Origin of the sequence: Paraburkholderia unamae (assembly GCF_003268775.1) — a bacterium.
Taxonomy (GTDB): Bacteria; Pseudomonadota; Gammaproteobacteria; order Burkholderiales; family Burkholderiaceae; genus Paraburkholderia; species Paraburkholderia unamae.
Genome location: NZ_QLSU01000019.1, coordinates 103336 through 129867 on the forward strand (window position 1 = coordinate 103336; position 26532 = coordinate 129867).

17 protein-coding genes and 3 pseudogenes are annotated in these 26532 nt (G+C 56.9%); 13 read left to right on the top strand and 7 right to left on the bottom strand.

Features of this window, described 5'->3' with window-relative positions; genetic code table 11:
• The first annotated feature begins 1045 nt into the window (after positions 1–1045).
• On the top strand, positions 1046–7084 hold the full coding sequence (locus C7401_RS27680; RefSeq protein WP_146758009.1) for a hypothetical protein: 6039 nt from the start codon (positions 1046–1048) through the stop codon (positions 7082–7084).
• Positions 7085–7149: 65 nt separating this feature from the next.
• Positions 7150–8427, top strand: a complete 1278-nt coding sequence (locus C7401_RS44530; RefSeq protein WP_146758010.1) for a hypothetical protein — start codon at positions 7150–7152, stop codon at positions 8425–8427.
• A gap of 301 nt (positions 8428–8728) precedes the next feature.
• Here the strand turns inward: C7401_RS44530 and C7401_RS27685 are convergent, their stop codons facing one another.
• Positions 8729–9724 carry a helix-turn-helix transcriptional regulator gene (locus tag C7401_RS27685; protein ID WP_112174618.1) on the bottom strand — a complete coding sequence of 332 codons (996 nt, stop codon included), beginning with the start codon at positions 9722–9724 and terminating at the stop codon, positions 8729–8731.
• A gap of 347 nt (positions 9725–10071) precedes the next feature.
• Between C7401_RS27685 and C7401_RS27690 the strand changes: the two genes are divergently transcribed.
• The 5 genes and pseudogenes from C7401_RS27690 (at position 10072) to C7401_RS27710 (ending at position 14905) form a co-directional block, all read left to right on the top strand.
• Positions 10072–11157, top strand: a complete 1086-nt coding sequence (locus C7401_RS27690; protein ID WP_112174619.1) for a ComEC/Rec2 family competence protein — start codon at positions 10072–10074, stop codon at positions 11155–11157.
• Positions 11154–11993, top strand: coding sequence for a hypothetical protein (locus C7401_RS27695; RefSeq protein ID WP_181565709.1), 840 nt, complete (start codon positions 11154–11156; stop codon positions 11991–11993). The genes C7401_RS27690 and C7401_RS27695 overlap by 4 nt, the downstream gene beginning before the upstream one ends.
• Positions 11994–12317: 324 nt before the next feature.
• Positions 12318–13841, top strand: coding sequence for an IS21 family transposase (istA, locus tag C7401_RS27700; RefSeq protein WP_112174620.1), 1524 nt, complete (start codon positions 12318–12320; stop codon positions 13839–13841).
• Between the two features lie 10 nt (positions 13842–13851).
• Positions 13852–14643 (top strand): annotated as a pseudogene (gene istB, locus C7401_RS27705) (IS21-like element helper ATPase IstB).
• Between the two features lie 7 nt (positions 14644–14650).
• A complete protein-coding gene (locus C7401_RS27710; protein WP_258397271.1) occupies positions 14651–14905 on the top strand; it encodes a hypothetical protein in 255 nt (84 codons plus the stop codon).
• 472 nt (positions 14906–15377) lie between these two features.
• On the opposite strand, the gene C7401_RS27715 is transcribed toward C7401_RS27710, so the two are convergent.
• The 3 genes from C7401_RS27715 to C7401_RS27725 all read right to left on the bottom strand — a co-directional run bounded on the left by C7401_RS27715 (position 15378) and on the right by C7401_RS27725 (position 18975).
• Positions 15378–15833 (bottom strand): hypothetical protein, encoded by a 456-nt coding sequence (locus C7401_RS27715; protein WP_146758011.1) that lies wholly within the window; start codon positions 15831–15833, stop codon positions 15378–15380.
• 101 nt (positions 15834–15934) lie between these two features.
• On the bottom strand, positions 15935–17914 hold the full coding sequence (locus tag C7401_RS27720) for an ATP-binding protein (RefSeq protein ID WP_220092861.1): 1980 nt from the start codon (positions 17912–17914) through the stop codon (positions 15935–15937).
• 449 nt (positions 17915–18363) lie between these two features.
• A complete protein-coding gene (locus C7401_RS27725; RefSeq protein ID WP_112174623.1) occupies positions 18364–18975 on the bottom strand; it encodes a 3'-5' exonuclease in 612 nt (203 codons plus the stop codon).
• Between the two features lie 645 nt (positions 18976–19620).
• Between C7401_RS27725 and C7401_RS27730 the strand changes: the two are divergent.
• Together C7401_RS27730 and C7401_RS27735 are read left to right on the top strand one after the other, a co-directional pair.
• A pseudogene (locus C7401_RS27730) lies at positions 19621–20344 on the top strand (IS6 family transposase).
• A gap of 54 nt (positions 20345–20398) precedes the next feature.
• Positions 20399–21057, top strand: a pseudogene (locus C7401_RS27735) (IS5 family transposase); the annotation flags it as partial.
• Positions 21058–21090: 33 nt separating this feature from the next.
• Here the strand turns inward: C7401_RS27735 and C7401_RS27740 are convergent.
• Together C7401_RS27740 and C7401_RS27745 are read right to left on the bottom strand one after the other, a co-directional pair.
• Positions 21091–21498, bottom strand: coding sequence for an ArsR/SmtB family transcription factor (locus C7401_RS27740; protein ID WP_112174624.1), 408 nt, complete (start codon positions 21496–21498; stop codon positions 21091–21093).
• A complete protein-coding gene (locus tag C7401_RS27745; RefSeq protein WP_208948922.1) occupies positions 21495–22136 on the bottom strand; it encodes a peroxiredoxin in 642 nt (213 codons plus the stop codon). Before C7401_RS27745 ends, C7401_RS27740 begins: the two co-directional genes overlap by 4 nt.
• Before the next feature lie 349 nt (positions 22137–22485).
• On the opposite strand from C7401_RS27745, the gene C7401_RS27750 reads away from it, so the two are divergent.
• From C7401_RS27750 to C7401_RS27765, 4 genes are read left to right on the top strand one after another with little or no spacing between them, the layout of a single operon-like run.
• Positions 22486–24090: a cytochrome ubiquinol oxidase subunit I gene (locus C7401_RS27750; protein WP_112174626.1), complete on the top strand. Its 1605-nt coding sequence runs from the start codon at positions 22486–22488 to the stop codon at positions 24088–24090.
• Positions 24090–25226: a cytochrome d ubiquinol oxidase subunit II gene (gene cydB / locus C7401_RS27755; protein WP_112174627.1), complete on the top strand. Its 1137-nt coding sequence runs from the start codon at positions 24090–24092 to the stop codon at positions 25224–25226. Before C7401_RS27750 ends, cydB begins: the two co-directional genes overlap by 1 nt.
• A gap of 10 nt (positions 25227–25236) precedes the next feature.
• The gene (locus C7401_RS27760) at positions 25237–25419 is read left to right on the top strand and encodes a hypothetical protein (protein WP_112174628.1); all 183 of its coding nucleotides are present in this window, start codon (positions 25237–25239) and stop codon (positions 25417–25419) included.
• Between the two features lie 23 nt (positions 25420–25442).
• On the top strand, positions 25443–26291 hold the full coding sequence (locus C7401_RS27765; RefSeq protein ID WP_133254428.1) for a hypothetical protein: 849 nt from the start codon (positions 25443–25445) through the stop codon (positions 26289–26291).
• Here C7401_RS27765 and C7401_RS27770 read toward each other — a convergent pair.
• The gene (locus C7401_RS27770) at positions 26284–26472 is read right to left on the bottom strand and encodes a hypothetical protein (protein WP_112174630.1); all 189 of its coding nucleotides are present in this window, start codon (positions 26470–26472) and stop codon (positions 26284–26286) included. The genes C7401_RS27765 and C7401_RS27770 overlap by 8 nt on opposite strands.
• Positions 26473–26532: the final 60 nt, after the last annotated feature.

Genomic DNA, 26532 nt, shown 5'->3' on the forward strand with positions numbered 1-26532 from the left:
GCGAGCCTTCTGACCGCTTGATTTCAACAAGAGCCATTGCGCGTTCGTGCATAGAGCGGCTGAGAAGGGTCATGAAGACGCATTTGACTGCGGTGAGAGCTGCCGTTCGTCGACGCCGGTTTGCGAATGGCTGTTAAAGAGTGTGCGGTCACACCTCGGCGCCCGATCACCGGCCATCGGCTTAGACCGGTCAGGTGGCGGACGTGAGTGTCAGGGGCCAAGGTCCGCTCTCTGTGCGAAGCCAAAGAGCAAAAGTCCCTCCGGGAGCTAAATAGGTTGACAGCCGATCTGTAATGTCAAAAGTCGCGAGACTACATTGCTCGCCGGTCCCGGACGACGCGGGTATCAGTGATTCTCAGACGACCGGTTGAATCCGCCACCCACTTCTGCCGTTGACCAGATCCTCGCGAATCGACCGCAATACGCTGCAGACCGGACACCCAAGCGATATCGGCCCACGCGCGCTTGCCCTTTCAGCTCCCCGCTGGAGCTGCCGGCGCACCCCGCGTCACCTTTGCCCGTCGGCGGGACTTCTCATGTTTGCCTGTCCCCGACAGCGCCGAAAGTTGACCGGAAGCGACTCCAGACTTAAAACACGAGGTGCTGTGTCAAGCGATCGCGGTCCAAGTGGTGTCGCATGTGTTTCTCCGTGGCCTTGCAATCGCGAAGGTGAAAACAGAGCCGTAATGTTCCCGCTACAACCTAGAACATTCCGCCCACGGCTGACCAAAGGTCTGTTCGAAAAGTGAATATGCCAATCGCATAAAAAGGAAGCGCCGGACATGGTCTGGTCTGCAACGCGTGGGCATAGAGGTGACCACGCTTGTTTCGAGTCGAGGCTAATGTAAGATATGGGATGGATGCCTCTTTTCCTGAGAGGAATCCGAGTTGCTGCGGCGATGCCAGGCCCTCGTCGCAAAGGATTATCAATCTCGTAGAGAGTTGCCGCTTATCGGGTACGCTCGCTGCGAATGAAGAAAGACTATGGTGTGTACATGTTGGGGGAAGGGAGTTCTCGACGCCCGACTAGAACGGGGTCTCACAGATGGAAACCGCTGTCACAAAAAAATCAATAACTGACCTTCAGAGTGTCTTTGGTGACGGACCTCTGCGCGCAGTGATCACGGAAGCAACCGCATCGAAAGCATTTCAGAGATTCGTCAGCGATAGAGCCCGAAGGAAATTGCTGGAGGAATGCATTGCGCGAAATACTAGCAATAGTCGACGTGCGATCAAAAATCTGCCGAAGCCTGTGCCCGTTCTGGCGCAAGATATAAAGAAAATTCCACTCCACCTTCTGCCAGAAGAACTTCTCGAGTTCTCGCTGCACCATCACTTTACGTCTAACCATCCGGAAATGCTGCGCGATGCGCTGTCACGTGTGGGGCAAGCCAGCGATAAGAACGGCAATGTCAAGAAATTCACCGAAATCGACGCGAAATTCAAGACGGCGGCAGCGTTACGGGAACTCGCAGAGAATTTGGCTGCGCGGTACGGTGTCACTCGCGTAGGGCAATATTTTGCCGCCGCGAGTTTCTGTGATCCGGGCCTCTCGTTTTTTTTCGATGCCATTGCTTATTTGCCAAATATGGGTGCCGTTGCCAATGGGGTTGCCAAACGCGCAAGCGACCTTTCTATAACGGATGCGCCCGACACAAATGCGGGAAAGGACATATCGCAACAAGAGCCTGAGGACGAGTCGCCAGATTTAACCATGGATCCCCTGTGGAACGCCTCCATCGGATTATCAAAGCGATTAAATGATCTATCGGGACAATTGGCAAAGGGGGTTGTAAGTGACCCTTCGGAGGCAATCGAAGTTTGGAAGGGTCTATTCACGGAGGTCGATTCTCTCCGTTCCCTTGAGGGGCTATCGGCCTCGTCGTCCATATTTGAGTTAAGGTCGGCAACTGCAGAGCGCTTGCGGCGCGATGATCTGCTGCTGCTTCAAAGAGCCTCTTACCTTCGACCCGTTGGCGATAGTGCGGGTACGGTTGAAGCGGTTCGTGAAATTACCCAAATGGCGTCCATTTTGGGTAATCAGTTGGCGACTCAAGAGGTTGAGAAAGTCGACTATGAGTTAGTTCGCATCCTCCGGAGAATAGTCGCGTTCATAGAAGATCGGCAGACGTCCGGATTGAGCCAAAATTTAGCCGAGGTGTCTGACCTTCAGGCGACTATCGCGACTGCTTTCGGCACTCTGCCGGCCTTGGCAGTAGTTACGGGCCATGTGACCATTGGTGCTCCGGATGAAAAGGAACAAATCGCCAATGTTGAAAACATTGGCGACGGTGTACCGATGGACAGAGTCGGCGCGGACGATAGCGGTGACGAGACTACAACCGAAAGCGCTGAGATCGTTGCGCTCGACGGTTCGGAAATGGAAGGCGAATCGTCCACTGCTTGCAACGAGAGTCTCACGTCAGAGTTCGAGCAGCAGAAGGCGGACGCAGCCGCGGTCGATATCACGGCGTCGCTCGATGCTGACTTAAAGAGCGGTCAGTCAACTGAAAATGGCATCGATGATGCGCAGTTGAAGGTTTCGGTGCCATCCGGGCACGAAAATTCCGGAAATTCAGTTCGCGAAATTGAACTCTCGAGCGATTGTGTTGGGTATTCAGACTTCCGGACGGACCATTGGATCAACGCCGATGGCGTTGTAGAACTTGCGCCTTGGGTGAATCGTAGAGCACATGCTCGCGCACTCAACGAGTTCTCGGAACGAGTGCTTTCTTCGAAGTCGCTAGCTACAGCGTATATCTCTCAACTTGCGGTTGAGATGCTGAGCGAGACTCCGACGATTCCGTCGCAGCTCATCTCCGACGTCGCGGACATACTAAGCGGGGATCCGGTTCAAGAATGTCAAGTTAGTCGGCTGGCGATGCTCAACGGAGACGTCGTTCAATTTCACCGATCGACTCGCAAGCTAGCGCTGACGGTTGAGGCATTGTTGCCGGCCAACGACATTTGGGCATATAGGGAAAATATTCCGACTGTGCTGCATGCAGCACAGTTTTCGCACCCCCTAATTACGCGGATAATCTCTGCACTAGTTAACGACGCGGTTGAGGGTTCTGGAACGCGCGCCCTTGCACGGCGTCAGATCAGTGCAGCGTCGCGGGCTTCAGGACGCACTCACAACTCAGCCGCACAATTCGTCGCCGAATTGAAGGACTCTCTCGAATCGTTGGGGACTGTAGCCCGTCGTTTGCGAGCGGAGCACTGCCGAGAGGCTTGGCGCGCATTTCTCCGGTCTGGTGTCGAATCGTCGATTAGAGCGATTATCAAGACGCCGAGTGATGCCTTGCGCCCCGGTCCTATCGCGTTGGCCGAGCAACAACTGCGTCAATCCGCGCTACAGAGTTTTGACGACGCCGGTGCAAAATTCGAGGATCGCACTCGAATGGACCGTGCCGTTCAACAAGTCCAGCAGAAGCTTGCGGCGTTGAGGCAGTTTCTAGAGGATCTACATGCAAGCGACGGTAGTTCGGAAGCTCTTTCTCGTTTTGATTTCCCATCATTAGATGAAATCAAAAAGCTAGCTAGTTTTGAATTTTCCGATCCAATTGAAGCTCTATGTAGAGATTTGCTCTTTAGCCTCTCTCCGCGCACTCAGCGTGTAGATCCAATGCTTCTCCGAGAAACCGATCTCATGCGATGGCCAGCACTCGCGCTACATCTTGGCCTCGATGAGCCGGTTAGTATCCAAGACTTCGAGTTTGACGCTCGCAAAGTTGGTTCACCAGTTGAAGCCTCTGCGGTGTTGCTAACGCCGCCCTTTGAGACGACGGATGGGAGCGACGTCGCACAGACGATCAAGGAGCATATCTTCGCCGTGCGTCGTCTGGATGTAATGAGCATGTATCTCGCAGAGCAATCTTTGAATTCAGCCGAACGCAGCCGTTTGCAGCGACAGCTGAGAGCAGAGGGTGTAGATCGCGCCGACGACGCGTTCAGACGACTGAATGAGGCTTGGTTTCAGTGTGAGTCGGTTGGCGCTCCGATTGCGAACAAGATGAGCTCGCGTATTGGCGAGGCTCGTGCCATGCTAGATCAAGCAGAAGATGCGACATTCTCGGAAGCTTTGATGTTGACGGCTTGGGTCGAACACCTGCGCGAAATTTCTGAGCGACAAACTCGTCTTTGCGCCGATGCAATTCGCGCAAAGGTTGCTCAGAGAAATCCGGAGTTGCTCGAATACATCGACGGGGCCATTGCGGAGCGCCGGTATTGGGAGCTTCCGCTTGCTCTGGACGGCATTCCGTCCTCTTTAAGACAACAGTATTCGACACACTCGTCGCGGTGGACGCCGTGGCGTGAGCGTGGAGAAGGTGCGAATGTCCGTGTCAGGGAGCAACTGCGCGCATTGATCGATCAAGTTGATGAAGCGCCAGCGAAATTCTTGGATGCATGGTTGAGTGACGCGGATGCTGAGGAGTCGAGAAGACAACTACGTCGCATGTTCTTTGATTTCGCGTCTGGAGATATGTCACCGCTTGCCAAGCCACTCAGGCGCAGCAGAAAAGACGCTCCGTTCGATCGGGAGATCAAGCAGAAGCGAATTGTGATTGATTGCCGTAGCGTGCTCCTTATGCTAGAGGAGCAAGGGACGAATCCATCATTCGTTCCACAATTCCACAGCTTCACGTCAATTGTAATACTATCCGCACCCAAGGCCACTGCTGTTACCTCGACGAATGCTGCTGTTCTTGCTCGTTGGATAAATTCTGAGGTTCACGGGGAAACGCAAGCGAGCTCGTCGAGCGTGATAGCGCTTGTTCTGGCTCCTGGAATCTCTACGGCGATGCGGAATCAAATAATGGACGAATTCCAGCGAAGGCAAAATGCTTTTGTTGGCATCATTGTGGATGACTTTGATGTTATGCGAATGTTTGGCGAGCAAGACGCTCCGCCTGCGGATATTCGACCGCTGCTCGAAATCGTAGTGGAACAGTTTTCTCTAAGTAACGCGAAATCAAGTCCATATTCTAGCCAAGACGGCCAACACATTCGAAGAGAAATGTATGTGGGGCGCGCCGGTGACGCGGAGGCGCTCGCGTTGTCGAGTCGGTATACGCGAGTCTTTTCCGGGCGAAAGCTTGGAAAATCGGCCTTCTTGAAAAGTGTTGCGGATAAGTACGACGGTGGAGTGCTCCCTTCGGGAAATAGGTTATCAGTGTTATTTGTTTCAATCGCTGGTGGTGACAGTGATAGCTACATTTGCGACAGAATTACGAAGGAACTTTCGGTCAGATTTAACGTTGGTCCGTTGAATTTTAATGGTCGAAAAAGCGTAGCAGATCGATTAATCGGTTTGATCGAGTATATTATCCAAAATAATACAAAAGTTAATATCCTCCTGCTGCTCGACGAGGCCGACGCATTCGTCGAAGAGCAGCTTAGACAATATGATCGAGAGCGTGAGAAGTGTCTCAGCTTTCGGTTGATGAAGGAAGTGACGCAGCACGTTGATGCAGCTGAATTGCCGCGAGTTCGTGTAGTTCTATCTGGATACCGCGTAACAAACACGCGTGATGGCGCTTGGGCAAATGCAGGCGAGGTGCTCATACTGCCACCTCTCGCGCAAGAGGAAGCAAGCAAGTTGATCGTCACTCCACTGGCCCGGCTCGGGATTGATGCGCACGCGCAGGCAGACTTCATCGCACGCCGTTGCGGTAATCAGCCCGCGATCATCAACAAGCTGGGCGACACGTTGTTGAAGAACCTGCGCGATAGTTCGCCAAATCTCCGGAAAGAGGTCTTGCGTTTGGCAAACGCACACGTGGTCACAGCATTTAACGACCCAAGCATCGCTGACGAAGTTCGAACGGTGATGTTCAATAATTTCCAGGGCAATCCTGTTGGGCAAATTGTATTTGCTGCAATGCTGTTGGCGTTTTCGAAATTGGCGCCCGGGTTTGAGTTGCCGGATGCAGAGGACGCTGTGCTGACGCAGATCAAGGCTATCGATGCCGATCTTGGTTGGTTAGAGCAACGCGATCCATCAATGACTGGTGAGATTGAGCGTCAACTCAACGATTTCCAAGATCGCAAGCTTGTCCGTCGTAGCGAGACACGGGGAAGTGTCTTATACAGATTGCAGGTCTCCCATAGTCTGCCTATCCTGCTCGCTGGCGACCTTCCGGGACAAATTAAGAGGGCGATCCACACGCTACGGGGAGTCCATGGATATGCGATTCAGCCCATTCGTGGTGTACTCAGTGACGCGCAAATCGACGCGATAAAGAGCGCCAGTAGCACGGCAGGGAGTCCGCCGCTCATCGTTGTTACTGGAAGCTGGGTGTCTGCATTGAACGACCCACGCGTTGGAGTTGCGGATCGAATTGGTATCTCTCCAAGTGATACACATGATGGAAGCAGTGCGGTGAAATATGGGACCGTAAAGGCTGTTCTAAACGCAAGTGCGGCATTTGTCGAGTCTGTTGTTGGGCGTCGTGAGCAGGTTGTCCTCGTTACGGGAGGCATCGATGTCGCCCGCCGAGTGATGTTGAACAGATGGGATCAGAGCGGAACAATTTGTTGGCAATCTCTCTCTAGGGTGTCCGCTTTTGGCGTTAGGTGGTGGTTCGAACGTGTGCGCTCTTACAATTTTTCCGCATCAGACGGGATAGAGAGAATAATATCGATGACCGGTTGTATTCCGGTCCTTCTGCAGATCGTCGACAGAGTAATGATCGATAGTCTTAGGGAGGAGGCTGATGTATCGAATGTGCAATTTTCCGCGATAGAGGAGAAGATAGTTTCAGAGATTTCTCAATCTGCACATCTTCTCGTCTCGGGTCCTATGGACGTGAGATTGGAGAAGCGAGAGATTGAAGTATTAAAAATGCTTTGTGAGATGGCGAGGGAACTGGGAAGAATTTCCTTGGATGATGAATTCAACGAGGAATACTGGGTGCTCGCAATGGACGGGAAACGTCCTGATTTCTCGCCACCGCGTCCGAGCGATTCAGCTGTCGTTGAACTGCTGATAAAAATCGGCTTGATCAAAAGCGAGGGTGGTTTCCTTGTCTATCGCGCGAACTCGCCAGATCCAATTTTTGCAATCGCCGACGATCTATGACGATCCGGGCAAAATCGATCATTCTGGGGAGGTCATTAACTTGGGCCTTTCCCGGAGAAGGGGACTTGCATCGTTGGGCAAGTGAGACTCCGTGGAACAGCCGCGGCGGTATGATTGTGATTGCGGTTCGAGGGAAGGCAGACGTTAAGTCTGTTTTCACTTCGATAGAAGAAGAAGTACTGCGATATTCTCAAGGGCAACCAATAACCTGCGTCAAAATAAGCCTCTCCGAAGAATCACTTTCCCTCAAGGAATTTATCGGGGAACGTATAGGGTGGAAGGAGGAGAAAGGGTCGCACAGTTTTCGGGAAAGAGTTCGGATTCATCATGTCGACCTCGGTGCAAGCATTTACTTTGTTGAAACGGATAGTACCGAGGATATCAGTGAAGCAGAGAATTGGATCGATCTTTTTTCGAAAGCAGGTGGCTCGACGCCCGTCTGCTTCGTCATTGTGTGCACCGAGGCGGTCGCGCAAGGTGCGGAACGTATCGTTAGTTTTACATCGGGCGGATTGGCCGAGCGATTGTTGTCGACTGCCGACGATCGCGACGAGCAGCATTTCTGGAACGAGTATGTAGTTCAGCGACTTGTTTGGGAGTCGGGTGGCTCACCGGGAATATTTGAGGTCATGGAGCGAACCTTCGTCGATCTTCGTGATTTAAACAGGAACGAAGCAACGCTTGAACGGGCTTTGGCCGCGGCATCGCGCAATTTGCATTCACAGCACCAGAGTTCTGTGGCGAATCTAATCGATAATTTCTCGAGCATTAATGGCAGAGGGCGCGGCGACAGGGATTCCTTAGTAGCCAGAGACTTAGAGTTACAGGGTATGCTATGGCGTCCCCGTGAGGTTGCTGGCTGGATACTTCCCGGTTGGGTCGCGAGGTCAATCGCTCCACAAAAGGCATTGACAGATCCGTGGCTACTTAGGCGAAGTCTTAGCTGTGCGTCGCTTGCCGGTGAGATTGTTGCACTATGCACTGGTTTGGAGCTTAAGATTCGCCAACAGTATCTTAGGAATATGGAAATATCCTATGTGCCGAAGGATGCAGAAGAAAAATTAAATGAATGGGTCGCGGGAAGGGGAGACGAATTTGTTAGATATTCATCGATCATTTCCCTGAGGTGCGGTGAAAATGCAGGCGGATGGAATGACGCATGGGCTTTCGCTGACCTTGGCGAACTAGAATACGCGCTTCAGAGATCGACCTCCGCTAAATTGAGCGCGCCAGTTTTGAGGGCTCTAAATACTTTGCGGCGTGTTCGAAATTCGATTGCTCATGGTCACCCTGTGTGCTGGAATCATGTGCGCGAGCTTCGTTCGATTACCGACATGGTTTGAGAGGGCACGTATCGAACGTGAAGAGAGTTTCTTGAGTGTGCGGGTTCTTATGCAACCCAGATGTGGTCAACGACGATCAATTGATGTTCGTTGATTCTGTATGAAGACACTGCATCTCGATGGGAGCGATGCAGTGTCGACCCGGAAGGGGCATATGAGCGCACCGCCGCGTGCGACGGCTGCTATCGTCGAGGTTGCGGCCTTAGGGGCTGTCGCCAGCGGTATCAAGCTCGCGTGCGGTGGTATTGCTCAGTATTCACAAACCCTGAGTTTACATTACGCAGTTTTGTCCTTCGAAAAACTACGCTTGTCCAGGGGTAGGTAAGAGCGCCTTGATTTCATCGAGGTTGGCAATGACCAACTGTCGTTCACCGTCTCGCGGTACACCATTTGGCTCAAAGTTGAGCGAGCGTAGTGTGTAAAACAGCATGGCCTGGCGACAGATAATTTTTGTTGTGCCGTCCGTCATGCCGTAGTCGACCTCGACACCTTTGCGCTGCGCCTGAGTTAGCGCGGAGTTTGGCTTGAGCACCAGATCGACGTTGGTGTTCCACTCGATGTCGTCCACTGGGTCGATGGATGACGGTTTGGAATGCCCAGCCGACAAAATCCGCCCAAATACAAAGTCTCTAAAACCGCTACGCAGATGACAGTACGCGCGAACATGCCATCGTGTGCCATCGTATGCGAACGAGTGAGGGCTGATATAGCGCAATTGTTCCTCGTCGCGCGCAATCGACTGGTAACGGATTTCTAGCATGCATCGTTCGGCGATGGCGCGGAGCATTAGCGATAACGTGTTAGCTTCGATGGTCCGCGACGGTAAAGGTACCGATGCAACAGGAGGGCGCAGGGACATAAATGTTTGTTCGTCAGCCAGAATCTTTCGCTCGAGGGCTAACAATTGCGAAAGGTATTGCCTCGCACCGGTTATGGAGAAGGCTGGGGAGAACTCAGTCGTGGCGACATAAGTGCGCGAGCTCGCATCGTATTCAAGGTTAGTTGGGGCCATATCGATGTAGCGCGATATGTCGGCTGAGGCTTGCGGTACGGAGATTTTAAAAAATTCGGTTAAGTCGCGTCGATTGATCCGTCGCTCCCACTGGAGTCGGAAGTCGATGAAGTGCAGTCGACGTTCTTGGCCCCATCGGACTGCGCTGGCCGCGCCGCCACGCGTGCTTTCGCGCGGGTTCTCGGTTGCGTGCGCCGCGAGGAAGTCGCGCTCCGGCTCCTGCTTCCTATCGGGCTGGTGGGGCGCGATCCGGGCCTGGCGCGGAAGTTTTCTTTGGTTCGACATTGTCCGTATAGTTAGTTGACGGATGAAAAAAGTGTACGTATAGTAACTGTACTGGCTAACGAGACCCACCGCAAGGTCTGGTTTGCGAGTTTGCACCTACCGCGGGGCGTCAACGCAGTAGTCGCGGACCATCTATGGATTGCCAAAGTCATGACCAGGTTTTTTGGGGACGACTTTAAGGCGGTCTCTCGTCGGATGGTGAAAGGAATGTATCAGCGGGCCAGGTGCAGAGAACGCGTTGAGCGTGGCGCACGAAAATTAGTTTCGTCTGAATTTATGATCAGGACTGCTAATTGGAAGATTGTTTAGTATTTCTTATATTCGATAACTAAATAGAAGAGGAAATAATGGTTACTGGAATTGAAATCGACTTCTTGCCTGTTGGTGAGGGGGAACACAGTGGTGACGCGATTGCTGTGCGTTGGACGGAAGGCGGCAAACATAAAGTCATGCTCTACGACGGCGGTACAAAAAACTACGGCCGCCCGCTTGTCGAGCATGTGAAACGACATTTCGGGACGACCCATGTCGACTATGTCGTGAACTCTCATCCTGACAACGACCACGCAGGTGGACTGCTGTACGTTTTGGAGAACCTGACGGTCGGTGAACTTTGGATTCACCAACCGTGGAACTACAGCGAGCATATTCGCCGCTATTTCCGTGATCAACGTATCACGGATGAGAGTTTGGCGCGCCGCCTACAGGAGAAGATGGCAGCAGCGTACGCTCTCGAGGTATGCGCAGAAAAGAAGCAGATTCCGGTTTATGAGCCTTTCGCTGGCTGCCAGATTGGCATCTTTACGGTGCTATCGCCGGATATGGCGCGGTATGTTCACGAACTGATTCCAGAGTTCGAAAAGGCGCCGGAGCTCGTTAAAACCGAAGCGACCCTCCTTGGTGCCGCGGCCGACTTCTTCAAAAAGGCGATGGGTTCGGTTGCTGATGTCTGGGATAAGGAGTATTTGCCGGACACGGTCGAAACGTCAGCTGAGAACGAAAGCAGCGCTATCCTTTTCGCGACGGTGGGCACGAACGGATATCTGTTGACCGGTGATGCAGGTATAGATTCGCTGCGGGCCGCTGGGGAGTATGCGGCTAAGCGAGGTATCGATTTGCCGAAGCAGGTAACGTTCGCGCAGATTCCGCACCACGGCGGCCGTCATAACGTCTCGACCGAGACCCTTGACATTCTGTTTGGGCCGCGACTCGCTCAGCGACCCGAACAAGCTTGGCGCACTGCTTTTGTCTCGGCGTCCGAGAAGGCTCCTCGCCATCCGAAGAAAGTTGTCACCAACGCGTTCAAGCGCCGAGGATTCAAGGTGGGCCAGACGAAGGGCAAGAGTATCTGGCACTTCTCGCCTGGCATGCCTCGCCGTGAGGGATATTCTGCGTTGACCTACTTGCCGTTTTACGACGAGGTGGAAGAATGAGTGACGTCAGAGAATTCCCCGCTACGGTCGTCGACGCGATTTTGAAGTTCGGCGACCGCTATGAGCGCACCGCGCGGCTTTATCCGGCTCTGCTCGTCTTGGCGCCCCTCGTAGTTACAGTAATTTCACTATACGGACAGGTGCTGGGCATTCTGGGTACGGTCGCCACATCTCTGGTGGCGTGCGGCGGCTTGGTTCTTTTGGCTGATTTCGCTCGGAATCGAGGCAAAGAACGCGAGAAGCACCTCTGGGACAAGTGGGGTGGTGCGCCCAGCACGCAACTGCTGCGCCACACCAATAACGCCGTCGATATTGTATCGAAGGAGCGCTATCACCACTTTTTGTCCAGGAAAATTGGGAAGGTGTTTCCTTCAGCCGACGAGGAAAAGAACGACCCCGCTGCCGCAGACGCGATTTACGCTTCTGCAAGCAATTGGCTGCGACAAGCAACGCGGGATGAGAAAACGTATCGGTTGCTGATGAACGACAACATTTCGTATGGTTTTCGGCGAAACAGTTTTGCCATGCGCCGTCTGGGAGTTACCGTATGCGTCGCTGTGGGCGCCTGGGTTCTACTGCGCCATGGCGCCTCCGAGCTTGTGGTTCACATGCATACTGCTAAAAACGCCGAAAATCTCTTTTCGGCAGGGGAATCGACCTCACTCGCCGTTGCGTTCTTACTCTTGTTGGCATGGATTGGATTCTTCAACGAGGCGGCTGTTCGTGGCGCGGCGTTTTCATATGCCGACAAGCTGATGCTGGCCTGTGAAAGTCTGCTGGCCTCCGAAAGTAAAGGCCGGAAGCCGCGGAGCACTTTGAAGCCGGCCTGTACATAGCGAATGTGTCTTGAAGCACTGTTCTCGTCCACGAGGTTCGTCCCTTGTGATAGAAGGGCGTCCAGCGTCAATCTGAAACTACGAGAATTCTGCCGATGGCGTGCTCTGGTGTGTATTCCGGCCCAACGTGACCGAGCATTCCGATTGATCGTGACCGGTCATTCCGGGCGAACGTGACCGATTTCCCGGGCTTTCCGGAATCCGCGGTCACGATGCCGGAATCGGCGGTCACGATACCGGAATGGTGTCGTACAGCGCCGTAACGGTGTTACGCATATCCACAACCTCGACGGGTACGCTGCCAGATTTTTTGTCTGGACAAGCATGCCCGCACCGAGGATCGCTATGCGTAAAATCAAGGAAGTACTGCGTCTGAAACTTGACGCCAGGTTGTCTCACGAGCAGATCGCTGCCGCCCTCGATCTGTCCAAAGGCGTCGTGACCAAATACGTTGGCCTGGCCGCTGCAGCCGGGCTGGACTGGGCCGCTGTCCAGTCGCTCGACGACGTGACGCTGGAGCGGCGCCTGTTGGCCTCCCCCGAGAAGCCGCGTCATCATGTGCAGCCCGACTTCGGGCGCATCCATCACGAACTGCGACGCAAGGGCGTGACGCTCATGCTGCTGTGGGAGGAGTACCGGGCCGAGTACGCCGAGCGTCAGACCTACGGCTATTCGCAGTTCTGTGAGAACTACCGGCACTTCGCCAAACGGCTCAAGCGCTCCATGCGGCAGATCCACCGCGGCGGCGAGAAACTGTTCATCGACTTCGCCGGCCCGACTCTCGCTCTAGCCGATGGCGGTCGCGCCCATATCTACGTCGCCGCGATGGGCGCGTCCGGCTATACGTTCGCCTGCGCCACCGAACGCGAAACGATGGCCGACTGGCTCGACTCGACGGCGCGGACCCTGGCCTTTTATGGTGGCGTGCCGGCACTGATCGTGCCCGACAATCCCCGCGCCCTGATCCCCGAGGCGAACCGTTACGAGCCGCGCGCTAACGACACCGTGCTCGACTTCGCCCGGCATTACTGCACCTCGTTTCTTCCGGCGCGCCCCTATCATCCACAGGACAAGGCCAAGGCGGAATCGGCCGTGCAGGTCGTCGAGCGCTGGATCCTCGCCCGCCTGCGTCACCAGCGCTTTGCCAGCGTACACGAGGTGAACCGGGCGATTGCCCCGCTGCTGCAGCGGCTCAACGACCACCCGTTCCAGAAACTGCCCGGCAGCCGTGCCAGCGCCTTTGCCCAGCTGGATGCGCCGGCGCTGTCGCCGTTGCCAGCACAACGTTACGAGCTGGCCACCTTCAAGACCGTCAAGGTGCACATCGACTATCACGTCGAGGTCGACCAGCATCGTTACAGCGTGCCGCATGCGTTGGTTGGGCAGTCCCTGGAGGCTCGCGTGACGCGCACCACTGTCGAACTCCTGCATCGCGGGCAACGAGTCGCCTGTCATGCCCACAGCTCGCAAGTCGGCAAATTCTCCACGGTCAACGAGCACATGCCGGCCGCTCACCGTGCCCACCGCGAGTGGAGCCCGCAACGCCTGATCGACTGGGGGCAGCGCATCGGCCCGGCCACGGCGGAAGTCGTCACGCGGCACCTGGCCGAGCACAAGCATCCGGAGCATGGCAACCGCGCCTGCCTAGGCTTGCTGTCGCTGGCCAAGCGTTATGGCCGCTCAAGGCTGGAAGCCGCCTGCATGCTGGCGCTGCAGCTGGGCGCCTGCAAATACCGGCATGTGCGCAACATCCTGGCTAACAACCGCGATCAAAGCGCACCGGCTCCCGCCCGCGACTGGGTCAGCCCCGATCACACGCACGTGCGCGGCCCCGGCTATTATCAATAAGGATAACGACATGATGATGCATCACACCCTTGCCCACCTGCGCACCCTGAAACTGGAGGGCCTCGCCGGCGCGCTGGAGGAACAACTCATCCAGCCGGGACTGGCGAACCTGAGCTTCGAGGAACGGCTCACGATGCTGGTGGACCGCGAGGTCCATCACCGCAACGAGCGCTAGCTGACGCGCCTGTTGAAGAACGCCCGGCTCAAATATGGGCAGGCGACGTTGGAAGATCTCGACAGCCGGGCCGGCCGGGGCGTCGACCGCTCTCAGATCATGAGCCTGGCCATGGGTGAGTGGGTCAGCGCAGGCCACTGCATCCTGATCACCGGACCGACGGGCGTCGGCAAGTCCTGGTTGGCTTGCGCACTGGCGCAGTATGCGTGCCGACGCGGCCACTCCGCGCTGTATCAGCGCGTGCCACGCCTGCCCGAAGAGCTGCGCATCCGCCACGGCAGCGGGGCGTTCGGCAAATGGCTGCTTCAACTGGCCAAAACCGACGTCGTTGTCCTGAACGACTGGGGCATGGGTGCCATCGACAGTATGACCCGCTCCGACCTGCTGGAAGTCGTCGACGACCGGGCCGGGCGCAAAGCCACCATCATCACATCACAACTGCCGATCGAGTACTGGCACGCGTGGATCGGCGACGCCACGATAGCCGATGCCATGCTCGACCGGCTGATGCAGCACCATCACCGCATTACGCTGACCGGCGATTCGCTGCGCCCGAGAAAGGCTCAGTCAGTACAGGGTGGCGAAGCAGGCATCGCCGCACCGATCGTCGTTGGCGCACAGGGATAAAGAAGAAATGGCAAAGACAGCAGCGCAGCGTCAGGCCCAGTACCGAGCCAAACGCCAGATGGCAGAGGCAGATGGCAACGGCGAACGTCAGTTGAGCATGTGGATCGGCACCAGCGCCTTCCTTGGATTGGCCCGGCTCGCATGCCGTTACGGAGTAACGAAACGGGAATTGATCGAAGGCCTCATCAAGATCGAGGATGACCGCGTGATCGCGACACTCGAACTGGATACGCCAGAATGGGACGAGTACTTCGCTGCCTGAACCGTTACGCAGGAACGCATCGAAAATCGTGATCAAAGGAGGAGAAAATCGACTCATCGTGACCGCGCCCTCTACAATCTGAACCGCGTAACACCCACCCGTGCGCAACGGTCACGTTGCGCCGGAATTGGCGGTCACGTTCACCGGAATACGCACTCTGGTCCTTTTGGGGCACGGTACGGCCTTTGGTGCCCAGCGGGCCTTCACAGATGGTTCGTGCGTCGGCGCTGCTAGATGCCACGCTGCGGGACGCCGCGGTGCTACTGATCAGGAATCGAGAGGGATATGCAAATGTATCGCGTTGTGGGCAGATCTCGCGAACATGATTGAAGGACCGTCGCATGTTGATCATCATTGAAAGGCCCTCTGTCCGCCCAAAGAAGGGGCGGCGAGGACCTACAGTTGAGATGCCACGCTCAACCATCGCCGTTCGAACGATAATTGGACGCCCAATATTAGGTGTCGGTCCTCTCTACGAAAACGACGGCGGGACGCATGCATGGAACACAATAAATCTGTCAATCCAGATTCCTGCGGAAAGCCCCGTCGCGCAACGAAAGGCGTGTGGCGGATTGACACTAATGTGCTCTACGGAGAGCGAGAGGATGGTGTTCGAGGCACTCTCACAGGCAGAGAAGCCTGGCGCCTGCACCTCGTAGAAGACACCGCCGAGAGAGCCGGTCTCGCGATGCATGGTGTCCGCGCCGACGAGCGGTGCGAGATTGCGGATGATTTCTTCAAGCGTGGCGCGCTGCGACTGGCTGGTAATCTTGGTCGTGGTGACAAAGCAGCTCCCCGAGCTGCGGGCGTCGACGATCTCAGCGCGCTCCGTGTTCCAGTCCGCCAGTGCTTCGTGTGTGCTTGTGGCTTTGGCCGACTGGTGACCGCACTTGCCGCAGACGAAGTGCTCAAAGGAGACGCTGTCCACGTGCGCCACCTCGATCGAGCCACATTTTTTACAGGGGAGGACACGTTGGGGCATACACCACCGCCCATCTCATGCGGCTCACTCGGTGGTAGCGCGCTTTTTTAGTGCTCGACCTGTAACTCTGCAACCAACTCCTCCCTGCTCGCGCCAGCGTAGTCATCGCGCTTGAGTTTAAGGTTATCGAGCATAAAGCCGTGCGTCAGTTCGAAGCCATCAAGCAGTGTGTACCAGTTCATGACATATAGCTTCATGCGCGGGTCATCAGTCACGAGGCCTGGGTCGTTGCGCAAGACGTGAGCGTTCAGACGACTGGTGATAATGGAGTCCGCAGAGGAAATCTGGCGCCCAAGGAGGATGAGCTCAAAATGCATTTTGTCTGACTTGAACTGTGGCTCATTAGCGATGATTTCCGCGTAGTCCTCGAGCTGCCGAAGGTGTTTCTTGTTAAGCGAGATCGCTGGCCGTTTTATCTCCACCACGATGCATTTGTAGACCCTGTTCCCCAGCGAATCAAAGGCGGGAAACTTTCGCGCCATGAAGAGGTCGACTTGCCTCTGTGCACCGGAAAAATCTGCCTCTTCATCTACGTCTTCCATGTTCAGCGGAGACCGTGCCATGACTTCATCTCGCATGCGACGAACAATCTTGGCGAAGGTGTCCTCCTCCGCGCCTATGGTCTCGTAGCGCGGCCCGAACAGCCATGTGTTGCTCTCGATAATCTTTTGCAGGTCAGGCGTCTCTAGAACCTCGCGGTAGTGTTCATTCATCACATACCGCAACTGCTGTACTGCGGTAGCCCGGCGTTGCAGCACCTCGATGCTAGCGACGATATTTTCGAGCGTTGTGCGATGCAGCTGCTTTGCTAGGTCTTGCATTGCCTTCGCATCAAGGTCGAGCGCGCTTTCTAGCAGCTCGAACAGAGCGTCGTTCTCATTCGATATGGCGAGCCTATCTAGAAGTCGAATAATGAGCTTCGCCTGCTTCTTGGTGGTCTTATGGAAGACACGGGGTTCAGCGATGTAAATGTTTCGCACCAGGTCGCGAGTATGCTGGTGCCGCCATGCCTTCTCTGTGTCATCCATTCCCGCGTAGCTCGGGAAATAGCCTTCATCTTCGTAGCCCTGCACGACCTCCTCGGCTCGTACGCGCAGGAAATCGTCATAGATAGACTGGCTCAAGCGGTCCAACTGTGACTTGAATTTCTTCCAGGTTGACGATGCCGGTGTGTGCGCTTCCGGAGTCAGCAGATCCTGCTCTTTCGAGAAGGTGTCAGCCCATGCGGATGTCACACATATGCTGGTGAAAAAATTGGGCTTCTGGTTGAGCGAGCTCAGCACTTTGTAGACCGGTGCACCACTCGAATTGAGCAGGTATAGGTATGACTTCTCCGAGGTGGGCCGTTTCTCCCAGCGAATCACCTGAGCTTGGAAGATAGCGTCCTCGGCTGCGATTTCCTCCTGAACCGTTTCATGTTTGGGAACCAGAACGGGAATTCCGTTCAGCACTACCTGCTTCTCCGGATGCACGACAAGGTACCAGCCGAACTCGGCCGAGAACTTCTCGCGAAGCTCGTCCAACTCCGGCAGAGCGCCCGTGAAGTGCGTGAGTTCCACCAGTGTGCCCTTTCCTTGCGTCAGTAGCACCTGCTTTTGCTCGGACCTCTCCAGAAGCCGCCCTTCAAAATCTTTAATGGTCGGTTCGGCGACGTCGATTACTGCATCGACGTTGTTGAACCTGGTGAACCATGATGCGTTACGGCAAAGCAGATGAAACGCGAGGCGCCCACGACCATGCTCACCTTTCATCGAGAGGTTGGCCTTCTTCGCCGAGTCGTTGAAGCTACCAAATGTGTCGTTTAAGGTATCGAACTCAATGCCGTCACCATTATCCAGTACGGCGACACCCTCCACGCCGTGCATATCGTTCTCGACCACCGTGACAGTTACGAAGCTCGCGGCAGCATCGAAGCCATTCCAGACGAGCTCGAACAGCGGTTGCCAAGGCTCCGCGTTCTTGAAGTGCTTCTTGATACCGGAATTGCCGATGGCGGCGCTACCCTTGAAGACAGTATTCTTTTTCATCCGTTCCCCCGTCATATTTCTGACGATTTTTGCATATTTCCTCGGGTGAGGGCCGTTCCGAAGCTGAAGCCGACATTTGGTACTAGAGCGCTGACGTCTACAACTGGCCTGCCGGTCGGATGCAGTTGGCCGCTTTCGAATGTGCCAATGACGTTCGAATGTCGAAGCCACCCTTCCGTCGACCGTCGCGTCATGGCCGACCAGCGCCCAACGACCTAGCGTAGGAACCTCCCCAAACGAACATTCTATGCAAAACACATAAGTCGACCCTGAGCAGCGGGCCGGCATCCCGCATTGCAATGGTCCTTACACGCTTAAGCGCCCGATGCGTCAAGCTTTCGCCATTCTCCCGAAGAACGCCGCGCGCGGACTCGGAGGCCCCCCGGTTCACAAAGAAATATGATGCCCGTTCATGGAGGGGCGATCCAGGTTGTTCGGCGCTCTGGGGCTCAGTCGTTAGACCGCGAACCCAGAAATGTCGCAACCTTCGCCTTGCTGGTTTTCTGCAATTGAGCCATGAGGGCGTGATCGATTCGCTTGAGCCCGTAAGTTTGAGCGATGTCGTGCTGCAATCGGCACCAGAGATGACTGGCGATCTCAGCGTCAACCATCGCCCGGTGCGCACGACCCGATTTCGGTAACCGAAGCACTTCCGCCAAGCTAGCCAGGCGGTGACTCTGGGCGCGTGGATAGATCCGCCTGGCGACGAGCATCGTGCAAGCAAACGAATGATCCGCTGGCACGCCAAGAAGCCCCAGTTCTGCCTGCCAAAACCGCTTGTCGAAACCGGCGTTGTGGGCAACGACAGGATGGTTTCCAACAAACGCAGCAGATTCCCTCATGACTTTCGATACTGGGGGAGCCGAGGCGATCATGTCGTTCGTGATGCCGGTGAGGGCAACGACATCGGACGGGATGCGCCGGCCAGCGTTCATCAAGCTCTGGTAACGATCAACAATCTGACCGTCACGCAGGAGGATGACGGCAATCTCGGTAGCGCGGTCGCCCAGATTCGGCGAAAGCCCGGTTGTTTCGAAGTCGAGTACCGCAACGGTCTGCATGTTTCTTTCGTTCACTATTCAGTTGATGCCGTACTACGCACGCTTGTCCAAGCCTGGCGAGCCGCACCTTGGTTTGTTCGCCCGGCAGCCGCTCAGGCCAGTTCGCCAACCAACGACACACGCAGAGCCTGGATTTTCAGGGTATTCGTGGCGACGCGCCCGGATCCGGAGGCGTTGAATGAAGGGCGTATTCTACGCCTCGTGAACCGCCATTCTTTATATCGGCGCTAACGCCGTCGCGCGTTACGGGGGCGAACGTGGAGGGTTGACAGATGCAAACGCCTGGACTGACGCGAAGCTCAAGGAGCTGCGCTTTCATCTCGCTGGAGTTGAGGATTGCGGGTTCACCGGCATCGGGCAAGCCGTCGGATTCAGCGGAGGGCGGGCCGCGGGACCGCATCCGGCGATTTTTGAAATCGCGTAGTTTAGTAGATAAACAGACATGTTTTGATAATTAAACTTATCTTAATGGTCACATTAAGGATCGGTTTATGAAGGGAACTCGAGCGGGCTAGTTGCTCTGAAAACCGCCGACGCCTTCCTGGAGCGCCCCTGTGGCTTGCGTCGAACAGTAGGGGCATTGCGGGTTCTGTCGCGATAGCGCGGTGCGCTAGAATTCGCATATCCTCATGAATCACGAACGAGATGGGCAGAACGAAGAATTCATCGCATGCGACGTCTACCGTGGGGATCGGCAAGGTTCTAAAGCGCTCGCACTATCCGCTGGACGTGATTCTGCTGTGTGTGCGGTGGTACGTGGCGTACTCGCTGAGCCTGCGCAACCTCGAAGAAGTGATTGCCGAGCGGGGAATTGAGGTCGATCACTCGAGCGTACACCGGTGGGTCATCAAGCTCGTACCCTTGATCGAAAAGGCATTTCGGCGAATCAAGCGCCCGGCCGGCAAAAGCTGGCGCATGGACGAGACATATGTCAAGGTCAAAGGCCACTGGAAATATTTGTACCGGGCCGTCGACAAGGAAGGCAACACCGTCGATTTCCTGTTGCGAGCCCATCGTGACAAGGCTCCTGCGCGCCGGTATTATCGAGAAGGCGATTGCCCAGAACGGCGAGCCCGAAACTGTCACCGTGGACAAGAGTGGCGCCAATCTGGCCGCGCTCGAAACGATCAACACCGAGCGGGAGACGCCGATCATGATCCGGCAGAACAAGTAGCTGAACAATATCGTCGAGCAGGATCACCGAGCCGCCAAACGCATCGTCAAGCCGATGATGGGCTTCAAGAGTTTCCGGTGCGCACGTATCATTCTGTCTGGCATTGAGCTGATGCACATGATTCGCAAAGGGCAGATGCTGGACAAGCGCGATATCAAAACTGCTGCCGAGCCATTCTATTCGCTGATCATATAAGCATTCCTATTCATGCCGGAATGCGCGTGCCTCACTTCTCTTATTGAGACACAACGTTGGGACCTGTTACCTCGAGAGATGGGTTGCGGCAGCGGCATGAGTTGCTGGCGTCACCTACGTGACTGGCAAGCCGCTGGCGTCTGGGAGCAGTTGCACGAGGTGCTGCTTGCGCGATTGCGCGCAGCTGACCAAATCGACTGGTCTCGCGTCATCGTCGATTCCTCTTCAATCCGCGCTGTGGGCTCAGGTCAAAAACAGGACCGAATCCGACAGACCGCGCGCGACCCGGTTCAAAGCACCATCTCATCACCGAAGCGCAGGGCATCCCGCTCGCGGTGATCCTGACCGGCGCCCACCGCAACGATGTCACTGAACTTCAAGCGCTGGTCGAGGCAATTCCGCCAATCTGCGGCAAGCGTGGCAAACCACTATCAAAGCCTCGGCTCGTTCAGGGCGACAGCGGTTATGACCACGACAAATATCGACGTCCACTACACGCCGCCGGCATTGCAACCGAAATCGCTCGACGTGGTCAGCCTCATGGTAATGGGCTGGGCAAAACACGCTGGGTCGTGGAGCGGACCATCTCGTGGCTTCGCAACTTCCGCCAACTGCGCATCCGCTTCGAACAGCTGGCTTTCATCCACGAGGCATTCCTCAGAATCGCCTGCTGCATCATATGCTGGCAACGCCTGCAAAAGTCATTCTGCTAACACCTCTTAAACTAGCGCGACAGAACCAAAAACTCACCGTTCCACCCGGGCAAATCGCGCGCTGTCTCCAGCGTGGCTCGCGGGCGCGGCGACAGGAGCCCTCTCGGCGGGTGTTTCAATCTGTGGCAGCGTCCTTACCCTGAATGCCACGAGCAGCAATTCGAGAAGACGGCGGACATTTCCGTCGCCCAGCGAATATAGAATCGATCGGGATTCCCTGCGCGTCTGAACCAGGCCCGCTTTGCGCAGCTCTGCAAGTTGCTGCGAAAGCGCGGGCTGCTTGATGTCCAGCTGCTCCTCGATCTGTCCCACGGACTGTTCGCCTTGCGCGATCTGGCAAAGCAATTGAAGCCGGTTAGCATTGCCAAGCAATCGCATAAGTTCTGCGGCTTCGCTCGCGTGCTCCTGTAGCGCCTCGAAGTCCTCCGGCGTGGTTCTCATGGCGATGGCCGCTCCCTGTAGTACCACGGCGCGCTGCCTTGCCCGCTTTGCAAGGCGCCATCGAGCGAGACCGGCGCCAGTTCCAGCATCGGCATGCCGGGCTGCCAGCCTTCGGGCGTGGACGCGCTGGCGTTGTCCGCGGCTTGCAGGGCGCGCACGAGACGCAGTTGCTCGTCGACCGAGCGGCCCACATTCAACGGATACCAGGTGATCGCCCGGATTATCCCTTCTGGATCGATCACATAGCTCGCCCGGATTGCCGCCGCATCGGGCGCAAGCGGGTCGAGCATGCCGTAGGCCGTGGCGACGGCCATCGATGGATCCTCGATGATAGGAAACGTCACCGTGACGCCGAAGTGCTCGTGGATGTCCCGCAACCACGCCAGATGCGCATAGAGGCTGTCGATGGACAGCCCGAGAAGCTTGCAGCCAATCGCGTCAAATTTGTCCTGGGCCTTCACGAGACTGACGAACTCGCTGGTGCATACCGGCGTGAAGTCGGCTGGGTGGGCGAAAAAGAGCAGCCAACTGCCGCGGTAGTCCGCGAGCGAGCGTTCGCCGCAAGTGGTTCGGGCGCGAAATTCTGGTGCGGGATCGCCGATTCGAATCGCGCGGGTGACCGTGAGGGGATCGTTCATGGTGTGCATTGTGTTCGTCGCAAGTATATCGGGGCAGCGGAGGGCCGTGTAACGAGACTTATTATTTCCTAACCTGTGAAAATAAAACGTTTGCTTCGCGAGAGTCGAACCGGAGCACGCGGCACGCCGCATAAGCCGCTGCGGCAGTTGGCCACGCTTGATCTGCTACTAAAAGTTACTCGATTACATAAAATATGAAACTATCAGAGGCGGGGACATATGTCGCCTCCGTGGTTTCACCGATGCAGTGAATCGAAGCGCCAATCGTTGAGCGCCGGTGCGTGGCCGACTATCCGCCGCAGGACCGGAATCCGGGATTCGGCTCGTCAAGCTTTTAGCGGAGCATTTCATGATCAACGACACCGTGGTTGAGCTGTCGCGGCTTCAGTTCGCCGCCACCGCGCTCTATCACTTCCTCTTCGTCCCGTTGACCTTGGGACTCACTTTTCTTCTCGCGGTGATGGAGACCGTGTACGTCATCACCGGCAAGAAGATCTACCGGGAGATCACGCAGTTCTGGAGCGGCTTGTTCCTCATTAATTTCGCGCTCGGCGTGGCGACCGGGCTCACGATGGAGTTCGAGTTCGGCACGAACTGGTCATTCTATTCGGGCTTCGTTGGCGACATCTTCGGCGCTCCCCTCGCGATCGAGGGGCTGATGGCCTTTTTCATGGAGTCCACTTTCATCGGCCTGATGGCGTTCGGCTGGGATCGCCTCTCGAAAGCGCAGCATCTGACCGTCACCTATCTCGTCGCGCTGGGTTCCAACTTCTCGGCGCTGTGGATTCTCGTGGCCAACGGCTTCATGCAGAACCCCCAGGGCGCGGCCTTCAACCCGGTCACGATGCGCATGGAACTCACGAGCCTCGGCGCGCTCATCTTTAGCGAGGACGCCCAGACGAAGTTCGTGCACACGAGTATCGCGGGCTACGTCACGGCCGCCATCTTCGTGACGGGCATCAGCGCGTACTACCTGCTGCGGGGCCGGCACGTCGAGATCGCGAAGCGTTCGTTTCGCATGGCGAGCCTGTTCGGCGTGCTTTCGGTGGCGGGCGTGATTACGCTCGGCGACGCACTGGGCTTCGTGGGCGGCCATGCGCAACCCTCGAAGCTGGCCGCCATGGAGGCGATGTGGCAGACGGAGAAGGCGCCCGCGCCGTTCAACATTGCGACCTGGCCGGTTCAGGGCGAACAGCGCAACGCGTGGAGCATTCAGATTCCCTATGTGCTCACGCCGCTCCTCACCCATACGTTCGATACGACCGTTCCGGGTATCGACCGCATCGAGGCCGATGCTGCCCGGCGCATCAAGAACGGTATTCCCGCCGTCGAGGCGCTCAAGGTGCTGAGTTCCGATCCGGCCAACGCCCTGGCGCTGGCGCAGTTCAATGCGCACCGCGAAGACCTCGGCTACGGCTTTCTCGTGAAGCGCTACGCGCAAGATCAGGACGTTGCGAACGCAACTGACGAGAATATCGCACGCGCATCCCGCGACGCCATCCCGAACGTGTTCACGATCTTCTGGGTGTTCCGCGCCATGGTGGCCTGCGGACTGCTGATGCTCGCGTATTTCGTGATATCGGTGATCCTTTCGCTGCGCGGCGATCTGATGCGGCATCGCTGGTTCCTCAAGCTGGCGCCGTGGATGATCCCCGTTCCCTTCATCGCCTGCGAAATGGGCTGGGTCACGGCGGAGGTCGGCCGGCAGCCCTGGACGGTGTTCGGCGTGCTTCCCACCTGGATGTCCGCGTCGAGCCACAGCGTGGGCTACATGATTTTCTCGCTGGCGGGCTTCGTGCTCATCTATACGGTGTTCGCCGCTGTCGAAATCTTTCTGATGGTCAGGGCGATTCGCAAGGGGCCGGAAAGTCACGATGCTGACGGACACGCAGACGGCATCGCCGCGGGCGGCGAACTGGCTGCGCTGGGCATCTCGACGGTCAAGGAGCATTAATGGAACTCTATCTTTTCTTCAAGGTGCTCTGGTGGCTACTCCTCGGCGTGCTGCTGATGGGGCTGGCGATCATGGTCGGCATGGACATGGGCGTGGGTGCGCTGCTGCGCTACGTCGGACGGACCGACACCGAGCGGCGCATCGCGCTCAATACGATCGCGCCGCATTGGGACGGCAATCAGGTCTGGTTCATTCTGGGCGGCGGCGCGATCTTTGCCGCCTTTCCCCTGATCTACGCAACCGCGTTTTCGGGGCTCTACATCGTCATGCTGCTGCTGCTGTGGACAATGATCGTGCGGCCGCTGGGATTCGAGTATCGAAGCAAGCTGCCGACGGCCGCATGGCGCAATGCGTGGGACTGGGCGCTCGTCGTGAGCGGCGCCGTGCCGATGATCGTGTACGGCGCCGGCATGGGGAACATGCTGCTGGGCGTGCCCTTCCATTTCGGCTGGGATTTGACCTCTTTCTACACGGGCAGCTTCCTCAGCCTGCTCAATCCGTTTGCCGTCATGTGCGGGGTGCTGTCGCTGTCGCTGTCGGCCTGGATGGGCGGCGCGATGCTCATGGGCCGCACCGAGCGCGGGCCGCTCTGGACGAGGGCCAGGCGTGCGGCGACGGTGGGCGGCATGGTCGCGATCGTGCTGTTCACGATCGGCGGGATCTGGGTGAGCCATCTGCATGGCTACCGCATCGCACACGCGCCGCTGCCGGGCGTGGCGCAGACGCCGCTGCAACAGAGCGTCGTGGTTGCCGAAGGCGCATGGCTCGACAATTTCCGAAGCCATCCCGTGTTGTGGGCCGTGCCGGCCCTCGGATATATCGGCATGCTGCTAGGTTTGCCAGCGATCCGCGCCGGCCGCTCCACGCTCGCCTGGTGGTTTGGCGCGCTTGCCTGGATTGGCGTGATCGGCACGGCAGGTGTGAGCCTGTTCCCGTTCCTCATGCCGTCGTCCAGCGATCCGTCACAAAGCCTGACGGTATGGAACGCGGTATCGAGCCGTAACACGCTCATGTGGATGACCGGATGGACGGCGGTGTTCATGCCCGCAATCATCGCGTACACGAGCTGGGCGTTCTACATCATGCGCGGCAAGGTGAAGGCCGAGCACGTCGAGTCGAATCCGCACGCCTATTGAGGAGTCCGTCATGAAAATCCTGCGTCATTTTCTGTTGTTCATGGTCGTTGCGATGCTGGCCATCGTGTTTGGCGTGGTGGTCGGCGACTATGGAGCCTGGTACTTCTCCTGGCTCATCGGGACGGCCACGATCGTGCTGTTTGCTGTGGCCGGCGGCGTTCTGTTCGATACACAGGAGAAAGAGCGACCCTGATGTCGCCGCGCAAGGAGCCCTCCATGAAGATTTCGCTTGGTGCACTTGCAGCGCGATGGAACCGCTCCGATTCCTTTGCGTTCTACGATGCCGTCGCGCTTTCGTCAGTCGATGTCGTCTACGTCGGTATCGCCGTTCGCGGGGTCCAGGGCGGTTTGCAACAGAGGGACTGTCTTGCGGTTGCACGCGAACTCTCGTCGGGTGGCAAGGAGGTCGTGCTTTCGGTGCGTGCAGGCGCGGACCTTCCTGGGAGCGAAGACGCGCATGCATGGATCGAGGATTGCGAACTCCCGGTTGAAGTCGGCGACGCGAGGACATTCCGGTTGCTGGCCGGGAAGGTGCCATTGGTGATGGGAGCGGGCATGCCGTGCGCAAGCGCTGTCGAACTCAGGCGGCTGGTCGAACTGGGGGCGCGGCGCCGGGTGATGACCGCGGTATGCAAGGGGGAGGTCGCGCAGGCGCTCGCCTGCGCGGTCGAATCTCGCTGCGAGATGGAGCTGCCGGTATTGTCGCCGCGCCGATTTGCGCGTTGGCGGTGTCGCGTCGAGGCTTGCAATTATGAAGGATGGCCGCTGCACGCGATGCCGGGTTGCGATCTCGCTGCATCGCCAGACGAGACCGCGCCCGACTGGGCATCCGATCTGGATGAGCTTCGGCGCGCGGGCGTGGGGGTTTTGCGCGTGACGCCGCGCGATACGGGGGACATCGGGTTGTCACAGGCGCTGTGCGAGTGGGTGCGGGGCGACATCGATGCGCGGGCCGCCTATGCGGAATATGCGGCGTCTCCCGAGCGTAGTCGTGTACGCGTGCCCGGCGCGCTTCACCCCTGGCAACGGTCCATCTTCCAGCGAATCTATGCTCGCGTCAGGTGATTTCGTGTTGCTCCTGTTGCGTGTCGAAAAGCACGCCGCCGGCGGTCGCGAACAAGACGATCAACGCCGTACCGACCAGCCACGAGAAGTACCAGAGGCCGTAGTTGCCGATGATGACGCCAAGCACGATGGCGCAGACGGCGAGCGTGAGGTACAGCATGAACTGCGAAGCGGTTTTCATTGTGTCTCCATGGCCCATCCGGCAGCGTAACGCCGTGCATGACGGCATCGGCAACGAAGG

Bases quoted from the DNA above. Each gene is read 5' to 3' on its own strand.
- C7401_RS27680 (WP_146758009.1), top strand. From the start codon at position 1,046: ATGGAAACCGCTGTCACAAAAAAATCAATAACTGACCTTCAGAGTGTC.
- C7401_RS27685 (WP_112174618.1), bottom strand. From the start codon at position 9,724: ATGTCGAACCAAAGAAAACTTCCGCGCCAGGCCCGGATCGCGCCCCAC.
- C7401_RS27690 (WP_112174619.1), top strand. From the start codon at position 10,072: ATGGTTACTGGAATTGAAATCGACTTCTTGCCTGTTGGTGAGGGGGAA.
- C7401_RS27695 (WP_181565709.1), top strand. From the start codon at position 11,154: ATGAGTGACGTCAGAGAATTCCCCGCTACGGTCGTCGACGCGATTTTG.
- istA (WP_112174620.1), top strand. From the start codon at position 12,318: ATGCCCGCACCGAGGATCGCTATGCGTAAAATCAAGGAAGTACTGCGT.
- C7401_RS27710 (WP_258397271.1), top strand. From the start codon at position 14,651: ATGGCAAAGACAGCAGCGCAGCGTCAGGCCCAGTACCGAGCCAAACGC.
- C7401_RS27720 (WP_220092861.1), bottom strand. From the start codon at position 17,914: ATGAAAAAGAATACTGTCTTCAAGGGTAGCGCCGCCATCGGCAATTCC.
- C7401_RS27725 (WP_112174623.1), bottom strand. From the start codon at position 18,975: ATGCAGACCGTTGCGGTACTCGACTTCGAAACAACCGGGCTTTCGCCG.
- C7401_RS27740 (WP_112174624.1), bottom strand. From the start codon at position 21,498: ATGAGAACCACGCCGGAGGACTTCGAGGCGCTACAGGAGCACGCGAGC.
- C7401_RS27745 (WP_208948922.1), bottom strand. From the start codon at position 22,136: ATGAACGATCCCCTCACGGTCACCCGCGCGATTCGAATCGGCGATCCC.
- C7401_RS27750 (WP_112174626.1), top strand. From the start codon at position 22,486: ATGATCAACGACACCGTGGTTGAGCTGTCGCGGCTTCAGTTCGCCGCC.
- cydB (WP_112174627.1), top strand. From the start codon at position 24,090: ATGGAACTCTATCTTTTCTTCAAGGTGCTCTGGTGGCTACTCCTCGGC.
- C7401_RS27760 (WP_112174628.1), top strand. From the start codon at position 25,237: ATGAAAATCCTGCGTCATTTTCTGTTGTTCATGGTCGTTGCGATGCTG.
- C7401_RS27765 (WP_133254428.1), top strand. From the start codon at position 25,443: ATGAAGATTTCGCTTGGTGCACTTGCAGCGCGATGGAACCGCTCCGAT.
- C7401_RS27770 (WP_112174630.1), bottom strand. From the start codon at position 26,472: ATGAAAACCGCTTCGCAGTTCATGCTGTACCTCACGCTCGCCGTCTGC.